6 protein-coding genes are annotated in these 13,774 nt (G+C 71.6%); 4 read left to right on the forward strand and 2 right to left on the reverse strand.

What is annotated here, in order from left to right; translation table 11 throughout:
- The first annotated feature begins 22 nt into the window (after positions 1-22).
- From ACN6LD_RS30665 to ACN6LD_RS30680, 4 genes are read left to right on the forward strand one after another with little or no spacing between them, the layout of a single operon-like run.
- Positions 23-1,363 carry a hypothetical protein gene (locus ACN6LD_RS30665; RefSeq protein WP_319195452.1) on the forward strand — a complete coding sequence of 447 codons (1,341 nt, stop codon included), beginning with the start codon at positions 23-25 and terminating at the stop codon, positions 1,361-1,363.
- An 8-nt stretch (positions 1,364-1,371) separates the two neighbouring features.
- Positions 1,372-2,907, forward strand: a complete 1,536-nt coding sequence (locus tag ACN6LD_RS30670; RefSeq protein ID WP_445044893.1) for a VWA domain-containing protein — start codon at positions 1,372-1,374, stop codon at positions 2,905-2,907.
- 30 nt (positions 2,908-2,937) lie between these two features.
- On the forward strand, positions 2,938-4,062 hold the full coding sequence (locus ACN6LD_RS30675; RefSeq protein ID WP_057582699.1) for an ATP-binding protein: 1,125 nt from the start codon (positions 2,938-2,940) through the stop codon (positions 4,060-4,062).
- Positions 4,059-6,857, forward strand: coding sequence for a hypothetical protein (locus tag ACN6LD_RS30680; protein ID WP_445044894.1), 2,799 nt, complete (start codon positions 4,059-4,061; stop codon positions 6,855-6,857). Before ACN6LD_RS30675 ends, ACN6LD_RS30680 begins: the two co-directional genes overlap by 4 nt.
- Here ACN6LD_RS30680 and ACN6LD_RS30685 read toward each other — a convergent pair.
- Positions 6,850-8,418, reverse strand: coding sequence for a hypothetical protein (locus tag ACN6LD_RS30685; protein WP_445044895.1), 1,569 nt, complete (start codon positions 8,416-8,418; stop codon positions 6,850-6,852). The genes ACN6LD_RS30680 and ACN6LD_RS30685 overlap by 8 nt on opposite strands.
- A gap of 92 nt (positions 8,419-8,510) precedes the next feature.
- Positions 8,511-13,688, reverse strand: coding sequence for a family 43 glycosylhydrolase (locus ACN6LD_RS30690; protein ID WP_445044896.1), 5,178 nt, complete (start codon positions 13,686-13,688; stop codon positions 8,511-8,513).
- Between the last annotated feature and the right edge of the window lie 86 nt (positions 13,689-13,774).

Here is a 13,774-nt window from a genome sequence, read left to right on the forward strand (position 1 = left end):
CGTCGAGGGACTCGACGAGGCGCTGTCGGCGGTCGACGCCTTCGACCACGCCCTCGCCGGCGGCCTGCTGCGCCCGCGCCCCGACCGGGTCGGCGGCCTCGGCGACCTCGCCCGGGCGGTCTCCGGCAGCCCGCTGGCCGCACGGGTGGAGGAGGCGGCCGAGAAGGCCGCGGCGGGCTCCGCGAGCGAGGACCACCTCGTCGCCCTCGCCGCCGCACGCACCGCCCTGCTGGGCGCCGTGCACGACGCCCTCGTCGCGAGCGCCGACGAACTGAGCGGCCGCCTGCGCGAGGAACCCGCGCCCGTGGTCGCCGGCCGGCGCACGACGGTGAACCTGCTGGCGGCAGCCCGCACCTGGCTCACGGACCTCGCCCGCACCGGCTGGCAGGGCATCGACCACGAGCTGGCCGGCGGAGCCGCCCCGATCGTCTCCGCCATGCTGCCGGAGCCCGGACTGCGCCGGCCGGCCACCCTGCTCGACGGATTCGCCGCCGAACTCGCCGCCTCCTGCCCCGGCGCGGCCCTGGACCGTGTCCCGGAGCGCCGCTGGGCCGACCTGTGGTCCCGCGCCCTGTTGCTCACCACCCCCGGCGCGGCCGACACCCCCGTGGCCGGCACCGCCACCGGCCGGCTCCTGCCGCTCGGCGTCGACCTCCACGAACACGCGACCGCCGCACAGGCCCAGGTCCACGCGGTCTTCGAACCGGCCGACGGCAGCGCGCCGCGGCTGGTCCGCGCGAGCGTCTGCACGCCGAAGCCGGACACCGTCGTCGCAGCCGGCGTCTGGCAACTGCTGCGGCCGCACCTCTCGCTGCTCACCGCCCTCGGCGAGGGCCGGTCGATGGAACTCGACGCCATGCCCCTCACCGAGGAGGGCGACCTTCTCTGGGACGACGCCCTCGCCCGCCCGGGCGACCCCGCCGACGCCCTCGCCACCGCGCGGGTCGTCCTGCCGACCGCCGTCGCGCCGCTCACCGCACCCCTTAACCGCCATCCCGCGCGCATCGCCGAGCCGGTGTTCCTGGAGGGCTACGACCGGCGGGAGGACGGCGACGTCCTCATCTTCACCGTCGCCGGCCGCGACCTTCTCGTCGACACCGACCGCATCCCGGCCGCCGGACCGCTCACGCCCGAGGCCGTGGCCGGCTCCCGCGCCTGCGTGGGCCTGCTCCGCTGGGACGACGGGGGCCTGCGTCTTCAGCCGCTCGCCGTCGAGACCACTGTGCGCAGGAAGGCCGTCGCCCTGCACGCGGGGGCGTGGGCCGGCGGCACCGATGACAAGGCCGGCGCCCGGGCCGAGAAGGCCGCCACCGATGCCGTGACCGTCCTGCGCGAACGGGCGGGAAGGCTGCTGCGGAAATGAGCGACGACATGCTGCGACCAGGCGCCGAGGTTCCCACGATCCCTGCGGTCCGCGCCGTCCCCGACGACAACCGCCGGCAGGTTCTCTACTGGCGGCTGCTGGCCCGGCTCTTCGATTCCGAGGAGCAGATCGCCCTCGAGTCCGCGAGCCTCGCCGTCGTCGAGGACATCGGCCTGCCGGCCGCCCTGCTGGACCCGCGGTCCTCCGTGGACTCCCTCGTCCAGCGTCACCCGGAACTCGCAGCGGAATTCGACGGGTTGATGGTCCCCGAAGCCGAAGCCGAAGCCGATGCGGGAGTGGGTGCCGAAGCCGAAGCCGATGCGGGAGTGGGTGCCGAAGCCGAAGCCGAAGCCGATGCGGGAGTGGGAGCCGAAGCCGAAGCCGATTCCGAAGCGGGAGCGGGAGCCGACGCGGGAGCCGAAGCCGAAGCCCGCAGCGGCGAGGGCCGCCACCGGGCCGACGAGGTGCGGCGGGCCGCGCTCGTCTCCAAGGTGCTGCTGAACGTCTTCGCGACGGGCGCCGGAGCCGTCAGCGCCGAGCAGCTGTCCCGCTGGCAGAGTGACGCCGGCTGGCTGGAGCGCGCCCTCGGATGTCGCCCGGGCGACCTGCGCGGCGGGCGGGGTCCGGCCGCAGGCGCGGGCGGCCTCGTGCCCGGCATCGGTGCGGAACTGGCAGACGTGGAAGCCGACCTGGTACAGCGCATGCATCTGCGCGAAGTGCTCGCCGACCCCGCCCTGGCCGCGCGGCTCACCCCGAGCATGTCGCTCATCGAGCAACTGCTCCGCGACAAGGACAACCTCTCCGGCGTCGCTCTGGCCAACGCCAAGGCGCTCATCCGCCGATTCGTCGACGAGGTCGCGGACGTGCTGCGCACCCAGGTGGAGAAGTCCACCGTCGGCGCGATAGACCGCTCGGTGCCGCCCAAGCGCGTGTACCGCAACCTCGACCTCGACCGGACCGTCTGGAAGAACCTCACCAACTACAGCCCCGAAGAGGAACGCCTCTACGTCGACCGCCTCTACTACAGGCACACCGCCCGCAGAACGACACCGCAGCGGCTCGTCGTGGTCGTGGACCAGTCGGGCTCGATGCTCGACTCCATGGTCAACTGCACCATCCTGGCGTCGATCTTCGCCGGACTGCCCAAGGTCGACGTGCACCTGATCGCGTACGACACCCGCGCGATCGACCTCACTCCCTGGGTCCGCGAGCCGTTCGAGGTGCTGCTGCGCACCAAGCTCGGCGGCGGCAACGACGGCCCGGTCGCCATGGCCATGGCCCGTCCGAAGATCGCCGAGCCCAAGAACACCGTCATGGTGTGGATCTCGGACTTCTACGAGTTCGACCGCTCCCAGCCCCTCTTCGAGGGCATCGAGGAAGTCCACCGCTCCGGCGTCAAGTTCATCCCCGTCGGCTCGGTCACGAGCTTCGGCCGGCAAGAGGTCAACCCCTGGTTCCGGGAGCGGTTCAAGGCGCTCGGCACACCCGTGATCTCCGGCCGCATCGACAAGCTCGTCCACGAGCTCAAGTCGTTCCTCACCTGACCCGCACGCTCCCTTCCGAAAGGCCCCCCGATGACCGACCTGCTGCGCGCCCCCGCCGAACTCAAGTACGCCGAGGAACTCGACTGGCTGGAGTCGATCGACGACAACCCCAAGCCGTTCTCCTGGCGGCTCTCGCCGAAGATGGTCCGGCTGTTCGTCCTCGGTTCCGAGCGCGCCGACGGCCTCGACCGGGAGATCGCCCAGAAGTGGTTCGGCGACCGCAGCTTCGTCGAGCGCTCCATCGTCACTCTCGCCTCGGACCGCGGCCTGCTGCTGATCGGCGACCCGGGCACCGGGAAGAGCTGGCTGGCCGAACTGCTGTCGGCCGCGATCTCCCGCAACTCCACCCTGGTGGTGCAGGGCACCGCGGGCACCACCGAGGACCACATCAAGTACTCGTGGAACGTCTCGATGGTCATCGCCAAGGGCCAGTCGAGGGAGTCGATGATCCCCTCGCCGATCATGACGGCCATGGAGACCGGCGCGATCGGCCGCTTCGAAGAGCTCACCCGCTCCACCAGCGACGTCCAGGACGCACTGATCTCGATCCTCTCCGAGAAGTACATCTCCGTCCCGGAGCTGGGCAGCGACCAGGACAGCGACAACATCGTGTTCGCCAAGCCCGGCTTCTCCGTCATCGCCACCGCCAACAGCCGCGACCGCGGCGTCAACGACCTCTCCTCGGCGCTCAAGCGCCGCTTCAACTTCGTCCGCATCCCCGTCGTCACCAACAAGAAGAGCGAGGCGGAGATCGTCCGCTTCCGCACCGAGGAACTGCTGCGCCGCCACCGCATCGAGCTGGACGTCCCGCCGACCCTGCTCGACGTGCTGCTGCAGAGCTTCGCCGACCTGCGGGCCTCCTCGGCGGCCGCCGGCAGCGACGACGAGAAACTGGAGTCCGCCCTTTCCACCGCCGAACAGATCGGCGTCCTCGAGGACGCCGTCCTGCACAGCAACTTCTTCGGCGAGCGAGCGCTCACCGCCCGCACCCTCGCCTCCTCGCTCGTCGGTTCGCTGGCCCGGCGCGCACCCGAGGACCTCGCCATCCTCAACAAGTACCTGCACGGCGTCGTCGAACCGCGCAGCAAGGAACAGGGCGGCTCCTGGCCGGAGTTCCTCGAGGGCGGCCGCGACGCCATCGCGACCCTGTCATGAGCGGCGCCTTCGACGCGTTGCGCGGTCAACTGCATGAGGCGGCAACGGCGTTCGCCGACGGACCCGGAGCGCTGGAGGGCATCCTGCGGGGCATCGTCGACGACGTCGAGCGCGCCGTGCGCGAGCCGCTGGAGATCTTCCCGGTCTGCCACCACTCGCCGGCCTCGGCGATCGCCATGGCGCGCCGGCTGCGCGAGAAGCAGCCCAAAGTCGTCTACCTCGAGCTGTGCGAGGACATGGCGCCGCTCCTGACCGAGCTGCGCAACTGCCGCCTGCCGGTGGCGGTGCAGTCGTTCGCCACCGAGATCGAGGGGTTCCCCGCCGACTGGTCGCCGCTGTCGGTGGTCGCGCCGGTCACCGAGGCATCGGCCGAGTACCAGGCCATCGCCTACGCGCTCGACACGCCGGGCGTCGAACTGGTCCTCGTCGACCGTTCCTCGGACCACGTCTTCCAGTGGGAGACCGACTCCGGCGCCGACCCCCTGGCCGAGGCCGGCGCAGACGTGCCCGAGACACCGGAGCAGACCGCCCTGCACGGCGACGCCGTCGGCGTGGAGATCGGCGACCTGCGCCCGCGCTTCGCCGAACTGGAGGAGCATCTGCTGCGTCACGGCCGGGTGCGGCACTGGTCGGAGTGGTGGCACCAGTACGTGGAGCTGCCCCTCGGCGACAGCGACCACGACACCTACCGTCAGGTGATGCTGCTCATCGGCAGCCTCTTCCGGCGTCTGGCCCCCGGCGACCCCGGGAAGGTGCGGGTCGACGAGGACCGCGAACGGTACATGTGGACGAGGATGCGCGAGCACCTGGCCGCCACCGGCGCCGACCCCGCCGACTGCCTCTACGTCTGCGGCGCCTTCCACGCGGCCAGCCGCGTCGCGGAGTTCGGCGTCCACGGCAGCGACGGCTTCGTCATCGGCCCGCCGAGCGGCACCCGGTGGCGGCACGGTCTCATCCCCTCCAGCCACGCGGCGATCGAGGCGCAGTTCGGCCTCGCGGCGGGCTCGGTGTCCATCGCCGCGGCGGAATGGGCCAAGAACGTCCGGCGCACCGGCGTCCGCCCCTACCGCCTGGACGGCCAGGCGGGCACGAAGCGGACCGCCAAGCCCAAGCAGGCCCTGCCCGCCGCCGTTCCGGCGCCCGCCCTCCCGCCCGCCGACCGGCTCACCGGCTTCCTCCGGCGGCCGCCCGCCCTCGACGCCCTCGACGAGGCCGAACTGCTCGGCTGGTCGGTGGAGATCGTGCGCGCCGCCCGCCGCAACGGCTACCTCGCCTCCACCGCCGACGCCATCGCCGTCTTCGAGACGTCCATCCTGCTCGCCGGGATGCGCGACCGCGCCAAGCCCACCCCGTACGACTTCCAGGACGCGGCGGTCACCTGCATCGAGAAGGACGCCGTGCCCGGCCGGCGGGACGTGGGCCGGCTCGTCGAGATCATGATGGGCGGCGACCGCCTCGGCCAGGTCGGCTACGACGCGCTGCCGCCGCTCGCCCGCGACGTGCACGACCGGCTCGCCCCGCTGAACCTCGGGCTCGAGCAGCGCGGAGTGCAGCGCGCCCTGCTGGACATCGCCTCCCGGCCGGACCTGGCGCACTGCTCCGACCTGCTGTGGATGCTGCGCAGGCTGCTGCCGCAGGGCGCCGCCCGGCCGATCATGGGAGAACGGCGGCTCGGCGAGCGCTCCCTGCAGGAGTCCTGGGACTTGGCGCTGGGCACCCATCAGCGCGCGCTCATCGAACTCGGCTACGAAGGCGTCAGCGTCGAGCAGGTCCTCGAGCAGCGGCTGCGTCGTGCCGCCTACGCCCCGCAGGCCACCGCGGCCCAGGTCCTCGAGGCCGTCGAGGACGCCACGCTCCACCTGCGCAGCCGCCGCCTGGCCGACGAGCTGGGCACCCGCGCCCTGGAGGTGCTGGCCCACGAACGCTCCGTCGACGGCGCACCGGAGGTGCTGCGCCGCGTCCGCCGGCTGCTGGCGTACTACCGCACCGCCGAACCGGTCCTGCCGCCCTGGATGGAGTCCTTCGTCAAGACGGGCTTCGCGCATTACTGCACCCTGCTCCCGACGGCGTTCACCGACGAGGACGCGACCGTCCGCCAGGTAGCCGCCATGCTGGGCTTCCTGTTCGGCATGGAGAGCCTCGCGCTGTCCCTCGGCTGCGACCGGGCCCAGCTGGAGCTGGCCCTCGCCCAGTCCCACCCGACGGAGCCCGCGCGCACCGCACTGCTGTGGGCGGCGCAGACCCACCTCGGCACACTGCCGAGGCCGCAATTGCGGGCGCGCTGCGACGAGCTGCTCGGCAACCCGCTGGTGGTCCCCGCCTACCCCCGCTACCTCAGCGGGTTCGTGCACGCCCTGGAACCGGTGCCGGGGCTGGCCGACTTCGTCGTCGAGGCCGTGTCGAACGCGTTCGCCCGCCTCCCCGACCGGGTGCTGCTGCCCTGGCTGCCAACGCTGATCACCACGCTGCGCGCCGGCGGAGCGGAGCTGGCGCCGCTGCTGATCCGCGAGGCCGGCCGGGTCTTCCCCGCCAGGCTGCCGGAGCTCGACGCGTGGGTGCCGCCGTGGCGGCTGCCGCAGGAACCGCCGGGCGTGCGTCCGCGGGCAGGCGAGGGGGCCGGAGGCGGCGGCGTGCCGCTCCTGGCCGCCCACCCGGCGACCTGCGACGCCCTGGCCGACCTGCTGGGCTGCGACGGGGAGTGGGGGACCGCAGGGGCCGCCCCGTCCGGAGCGGTCCTCCTCGGCCGCCACCCGGCGACCGCCGACGCCCTGGAGGCGCTGCTGGCCGTCAGCTGAGAGGCAGGGACGACGTCACCAGGCGGCGGATCGCGGCGGCGGCCAACGCCGGGGCGGCGGCGGCATGGTGGGCCAGCTCCTCGTCCCCGAGGAGTTGGGCCAGCCGGGGCCCGGGGAGGTTCGGGTGGCGGGCGAACGCGGCCCGCACGGCGGGGTCGGGGTCCCGGGTGAGCCGTTCCACGGTGTGCGCAGGGGTCTCGGGATCGCGGGCGGCCAGGCGGCGGACGGCCGGGTCCGTGTCGTCGGCGTGGACGGCGAGGCCCTGGCTCGGGAAGCCCGGCCGGGTCAGGAGGCACTCGCGTTCGCTGCCGGTGTACTCGAGGAAGCAGCGCAGCAGCAGGTCGGCCGGGGGGCTCGGGTGGTTCTGGGCCAGCAGCACCCGGACGCCGAGGTCGTCGTCGACTGCCAGCCGCGCCACCAGGTCTGAAGGCAGCGCGCGCTCCTTCGCGGCGGCCCGCCGCAGCAGCGGGTGGGCGGAGAGCGCGTCCCGGCGGACGGCCCCGGCGTCCCGCGGCGTCTGGGAGCAGTGGTGGAAGCCGAAGTCGCCGTGCTGGGAGACCTGGTAGTCGATGGCGGACCGTTCCGGCTCGCTCCAGGCCGGGTGGACGGAGACGGACAGGCGCACCCGGGGATCGGCGTCCGTGGCGAGGGCGGCGCGCTCGTCGGGGTCGAGGTCGGGGTGCCGGGCGATCGTCCGGCGTACCGCGGGGTCGGGATCCGCGACCAGGGCGCGGCGTTCGGCGGGCCCGAGGTCCCCTCGGCGTGCGATCTCCCGCCGGACCTGAGGATCCGCGTCGCCGGACAGCAGGGTCACGACGTCGGGCGGGAGACCGGGGTTGCCTGCGATCATCCTCCGGTCCTCGGGGCCGGCCGGGGCGGTGAGGACGCCGTCCACAACGGCTCTGCTCAGCGCGCGGTGGAGCAGGGCGTCGGTGCGGCCGTGGCAGGAGTGCGGAGGCAGGACGCTCTCCACCCACGCCGGATCCTCCTCCCGTGCGTTGCGCTCGGCTCTCTTGCGTACCTCGTCGTCGGGGTCGGCCAGCAGGGCGGCCCGCGTCTCGGCGGGGAGGGAGCTCCATTGTCCGGTTCCCCAGAGACGGACCTTCGCCACCGGGTGCGTGGGCATCGCCCTTTGCAACCCGGCGGATATCTGCCGGTAGAAGGAGCCGCCGAGGAGTTCGTCCTCGTAGCTGGTGATCATGTGGACGACGGCGTCGTCGGGGAGCGGCGGGACGACGGGACCGGTCGCCTGCGGCCCGTGGGCGAGGTGGGCGCGCACGATCCAGTCCGGGTCCGCCAGCAGCCGTGCCCGCGTGCGCGGTTCGACATGGGGGTTGCGGGCGAAGAAGCTGCGCGTGTACGCGTCGGGATGCCCGACGACGGCGTCCACGACGGCGTCGGGCAGGAACCGGTCCCGGCACAGCACCATCCGTACCGCGAGCGGCCCGTCGGCCAGCAGCCGCAGCAGCAGGTCGACCGGGGTGGCCGGGTTGAGCGCGAGTCCGGCCAGCCGTCGGGTCGGCAGATCGGCCGCGGCCCAGATCGCGTCGGGCGTGCGCATGCGCGGGTCCCCCTGCATAGGCATGGGCCCCCTGCGGTGGCAGGGGGCCCATGACCCTAACCGTCCGGCACGACGAGGTGCCAGGCGTTTCTCTAGCGGTGCCGCAGTCCGACCGTGACGACACCGGCGACCTTCGTCATGATGCCGGTGTCGTAGGCGACCTTCCCGTCGGACGTCTTCCAGATCCTGATGTGGAAGGTGTCCGGGCCGTCCGTGGCGGTGACGCGGAAGCGGTAGCCGCTCTTGCCGTTGACCGTGCCGGAGCCCTCCAGGACGGCCCGGTTGCCGGTCACGACGAGCCAGTCGAGGTGAGCGGACCGGAACTTCGTGAGAGGCGACCGCAGGTCGAGCGTGACCACGCCCGCCGGGGCCGAGGCTCCCGGCAGGTAGCCGGCCGACAGGGAGAACTTCGGCTTGCCGCGGGACGCGGACAGGCCCGCGCCCACCACCGGACCGGCGGCCCGGTTGTACACGACCAGTTCCGGCAGGGTCGTGGTGGCCTTGCCGCCGTCGTCGTCGGTGAGGGTGATCACCGGGCGGCGCAGACCGGCCGAGGTGTAGGTGTGCTCGGCCCGGCAGCCGGACGCGGTGACGGCGCCCTTCGCCGGCCTGCTGCCGTCCTTCCAGTCGATCACGCAGGTGTGCGTGTCACGGGCGCCCGCGTCGGCGAACCGGACGGTGACGGCCGCCGGCCGGCCGACCGACACCGGGGACTTGGGGCCGGTGACGGACGTGATCGAGGGGGCCGCGTTCGTCACGGTGACCACGGCCGTGTCGGTGCTGCGTCCGGCGGTCAGGGTGAGGGTGAACGTGCCGTCGTCGGTGCAGGTGACCGTGGTCCGGGTGGCCGTCGGGTCGGCGACCGTGCAGGGCGCGCCCTGTTCGACCGTCCACTTCGGGCTGCCCGCTCCGGAGAGCGTGCCGTTCAGGGCGATCGGGTCGCCCTCCACGCCCTTGGCGTCCGGACCGGCGTGCACGACGCCGACCGGGTCGATGCTCGTGAGTGTGGGCACGACCTTCTTGATCAGTCCGTCGGCGTCGAACTCCAGCTTGTCGACGGTGGTCTCGCGGTGCATGCCGTCGCCGCCGGGGATCGCGAACCGGTGGTAGGCGATGTACCAGTCGTCGGTGCCGGGCACGTTCACGACCGAGTGGTGGCCGGTGCCGAGGATGCCCTGTGCGGCGTCCTTCTCCAGGATCACGCCCTGCTTGGTCCACGGGCCGGTGGGCGAGTCTCCGGTGGCGTAGGCGACCCGGTAGTTCTCGTCCCGGGTGTCGTTCTCCGACCACATGAAGTAGTAGACGCCCTTGCGCTTGATGACGAAGGCGCCCTCGTTGTAGCCGCTCGGGGTGATGTCCACGACCTTCGCGGTGTCGATCGAGGTCATGTCGGCGTTCAGCGGGACGACGTACCCGTGGCCGTTGCCGAAGTAGAGGTACGACTGGCCGTCGTCGTCGGTGAAGGCCGCCGGGTCGATCATCTGGCCGGGGAACTGGCCCGCCTTCAGCAGGGGCTTGCCGAGGGCGTCCTTGAAGGGGCCGGTGGGGGAGTCGGAGACGGCGACGCCGATGTTGGCGTCGGCGCAGAAGTAGAAGTAGTACTTGCCGTTCTTCTCGGCGATGGTGGGAGCCCAGGCCCTGCTGTCGGCCCAGCTCACGTCGGGACCGAGGTCCAGGATGACGCCGTGGTCCGTCCAGTGCACCAGGTCGGTGGAGGAGTAGGCCTTGAACTGCGTGCCGCTCCAGCCCTCGAAGCCGTCGGTGGTCGGGTAGAGGTAGAAGGTGTCGCCGAAGCGGACGATGTTCGGGTCGGCGTTCAGACCGGGCAGGACCGGGCTCTTCATGATGAGCGCGGACACCGTCCAGGTGCGCTTCCTGCCGTCGGAGCCGGTCACCTCGTAGGTCTGCGGCTTGCTGAAGTCGCGCAGGGTGCCGGAGGCCGGGCTGATGCCCGCGCCGTGGGCCAGGGTGAACTGCGGCGCCAGGGCGGTGACGTCGCTGCCCTCGGTCAGCGGCAGGACGATCGTGCTGTTCTTGTCGTTGATCAGCGCGTCCACCTTGAGCGCCGGGTGGGTCGCCGCGGCGACGCCGGTGGTGTTGCCGGCGAGCTCCAGGACCTCGGCGGGCGACAGGGCCCGGTTGTAGATCCGGAAGTCGTCGACCTCGCCGGCGAAGTACGGGTCCGGGGAGTACAGGGACTTGCCGATGTAGCCCGAGGCGTCCTTCGCCGCGTCGTACAGCTCGGACGGCTTGACGGTGACGCCGTTCACGCGGGCGACTTCGGCGCCGTCCACGTAGAGGACCGCCGTCTGGGTCGCTCCGTCCAGCGTGACGGTGAGGTGCTTCCACTCGCCCGGGGTGAGCTGCGAGCCGCCGATCATCTGCTTCTCACCGGACCAGGTGGCCTTGGTGATCGCGGAGAACAGCTTGCCGCCGCCGTTGGAGGGGGTGGCGAAGAGGTACTTGTTGCTGTCGGGGCCGAGCCCGAACAGCCACTGGAAGTTGTCGCCGCCCTTCCACTTCACGTACGTGGAGACGGTGACGCTGTCGACGTTCTTCAGTACTCCGTTCGGAATCTTCACGTACGGCGAGTCGGAGGTGCTGGAGCCGCCGGACATCTTGAACGAGCCGCCGTCGACGCCGGTCCCGAAGGCGGGCGTACGGACGTAGGTGCCGTGGAAGCCGTGGCCGCTGGAGTCACGGACGATGTTGCCGCCGCTCTCGTCGAAGCCGTAGTGCAGGAGCAGGTCGGCCGGGACGTCCGGGCCCTCCGCGGAGACCGTGACGTCCGCGTGGACGTCGATCGCCGTGTCGCCCGGCAGATCGCCCTTCACCTTGAAGGAGCCGGCCTGCGCGTACTGCGACGCGTCCACGTCCGCCCAGGTGACGGTGACGGGCCGCTTCGCGCCGTCGGCGTAGGTGGCGATCACGGTGGCCGGCAGCACCGGCGCCTCACCGATCCGCGTCTTCACCGACACGTCCTCGACGCCGGTGACGATCTGGTCCGGCTGGTAGGCGCGCAGCAGCCGGTCGTACTCGGCCTGGGTGACCGGCAGGACGGTTCCGTGGCGCGGCTTCGACGGAAGGTCGTAGCCGGTGGACGGGGTCCAGGCGCCGGTGGCGAGGTCCGTCGTCTCGAAGGGGATGTAGCCGCGGCCGCCGAACTCGTCGAGGAAGGCGTACCACTTCTCCTCGGTGTTGGACTTGAACACCAGCGGCCCCTCGGCCGCGTTCATCGCGCCCTTGCCGATGCCCTCGGCGACCGGGGTCCAGGAGAGGTTCAGCAGCGAGTCGCTCTTCTCCTCGAAGATGAACTTGCTGTTGGGCGTGGAGGAGGTGTTGTTGCGCTCGTCCTTCGACAGGCGGAAGTACGTGCCGTCGTGCTGGATCACCGTGGAGTCGATGACCGAGTAGCCGCGGTCGATCCAGACCTTGGGCTCGCTGAAGGTGTAGAAGTCGCGGGTGGTGGCGTACATCATCCGGTTGTAGGTGTCACCGGAGTGCGACGCGTTGTCGTACAGCTTGGACGCCCAGAACACCACGTACTGGCCGAGCTTGGAGTCGTAGTAGGCCTCCGGCGCCCAGGTGTTGCCGGCGCTGTCCGGGGAGACCTTCACCAGACGCTGGTCGGTCCAGTGGACGAGGTCGGTGGACTCCCACACCATGATGGACTTGCTGCCGCTGCGCTGCGAGCGGTCCCAGTCGCCGTTGCCGTAGATCCGCAGGTCGGTGGCGATCTGGTAGAACTTGTCGCCCTCGGGGGAGCGGATGATGAACGGGTCGCGCAGGCCCTTCTCGCCGAGCGTGGAGGTCAGGACGGGCTTGCCGTCGTTGAGCTCCCGCCACTTCAGCGGGTCGTTGCCCTTGCTGAGAGCCGCGTAGAGCTGCTCGCCGTCCGCGGTGCCCTCGCCGGTGAAGTAGCTGAACATGTAGCCCTTGAGGGCTTCCTTCACGGGGAGTTCGGGGACCTTCGCGGTGAACGTGCGGGTCGTCTTCGCGTCCCCCTTGGCGACGGTCGCGGTCAGGTCGACCGTGGTGGCGCCGGCGCCGTGCGCGGGACGGTGGACCACACCGTCGGACGAGACGACGTCTGCGCCGGCGGAGGACCAGGTCACGGAGGTGCCGTAGGCGCCCGTCGCGGGGAGGGTGAGGTTGCCGCGGGCGTCGTCCAGGTTGTGGACGGCGAGGGCCTTGGCGGCCTGCTCGGTGGCGGCCTTGTCGTCGAGGTCCGGCACGACGGTGACGTCGAAGGTCCGGGTGGCCGAGACGGAGCCCTTCTTCAGGGTCGCGGTGAGCGTGGCGTGGCCGTCGGGTTCGCCCGCGGCCGGCCGGATCACCTTGCCCGCGTCGGACACCACGTCGGTGTGGTCGCTGGACCAGGTGATCGTGGAGCCGCCGGCCGGGCCGGTCTTCGGCAGGGTCAGATCGGCGGTGACGGCGCTCGTGTCACCGAGGGTCAGGGCGGCCTTGTCGTCCGCGACCCCCTGGGTGGCGACGGGCAGGGAGAGCTGCTCGACCTCGCCGGCGTCCAGTGCGCGGTTGTACACGCGGAAGTCGCGCATGCTCCCCTTGAACAGTCGGTCGCCCGAGTAGACGGACTTGCCGATGGCGTTGGCGGTGGTCGTGCCCGAACCGATCGCGCCGGGGGTGATCGTCACCGACGTGTTGCGGGCGACCTCGACGCCGTCCTCGTACAGCACGCCCGTGGTGCCGGTCTGGGTGTAGGCGAGGTGCTTCCACACCGCGCGGGTCAGGTTGTGGGAGTCGGCGGGCTTGGTGTTCTGCTCGGTCGACCAGTTGCCGGTGGCGATCGAGGTGCGCAGGGAGTTGCCCGTGGTGAACAGGTAACCGTTGCCGTTGCCCCCGCTGGTGTTGCCGAAGCCGTAGAGGAAGTAGGGCGTGGCCTGGGCCGCGTCCATCTTCACGTCCATGGCGACGCTGATCGACGTCATGCCCTTCATCACGTCGTTCGGCACCTTGACGTAGGTGTCCGAGCCGTTGAAGGAGAGGCCCTGGCCGGACGAGGACCAGTCGGCGGTCCCGTTGACCGTGCCGTTGAGCGCGTGGCCCGAGGCGTCGGCGACCGTGGTGCCGGAGGCTCCGTCGAACTTGTACCAGAGGGCCAGGCCCTCGGTGACGTCGGCGGCCTCCGTCGCCTGGACCGGAGTCGTGGCCACGGCCAGACCCGCGATCAGGGACACGGCGGTCAGCGCGGCCAGTCGTCCTGCCCCGCGCCCTGCCCGTCCTCGGAGTCTGTGTCTGTGTGCCATGGGCGGACCGCCGTTTCAAACGTGTGACGTGATGTTGCTGGAGTGTCAAACGGTGTACATGGCCGCGTCAAGACTTTCCGAACGAT

Source organism: Streptomyces sp. SAS_272 (assembly GCF_052543235.1).

Bases quoted from the DNA above. Each gene is read 5' to 3' on its own strand.
- ACN6LD_RS30670 (WP_445044893.1), top strand. From the start codon at position 1,372: ATGCTGCGACCAGGCGCCGAGGTTCCCACGATCCCTGCGGTCCGCGCC.
- ACN6LD_RS30675 (WP_057582699.1), top strand. From the start codon at position 2,938: ATGACCGACCTGCTGCGCGCCCCCGCCGAACTCAAGTACGCCGAGGAA.
- ACN6LD_RS30680 (WP_445044894.1), top strand. From the start codon at position 4,059: ATGAGCGGCGCCTTCGACGCGTTGCGCGGTCAACTGCATGAGGCGGCA.
- ACN6LD_RS30685 (WP_445044895.1), bottom strand. From the start codon at position 8,418: ATGCGCACGCCCGACGCGATCTGGGCCGCGGCCGATCTGCCGACCCGA.
- ACN6LD_RS30690 (WP_445044896.1), bottom strand. From the start codon at position 13,688: ATGGCACACAGACACAGACTCCGAGGACGGGCAGGGCGCGGGGCAGGA.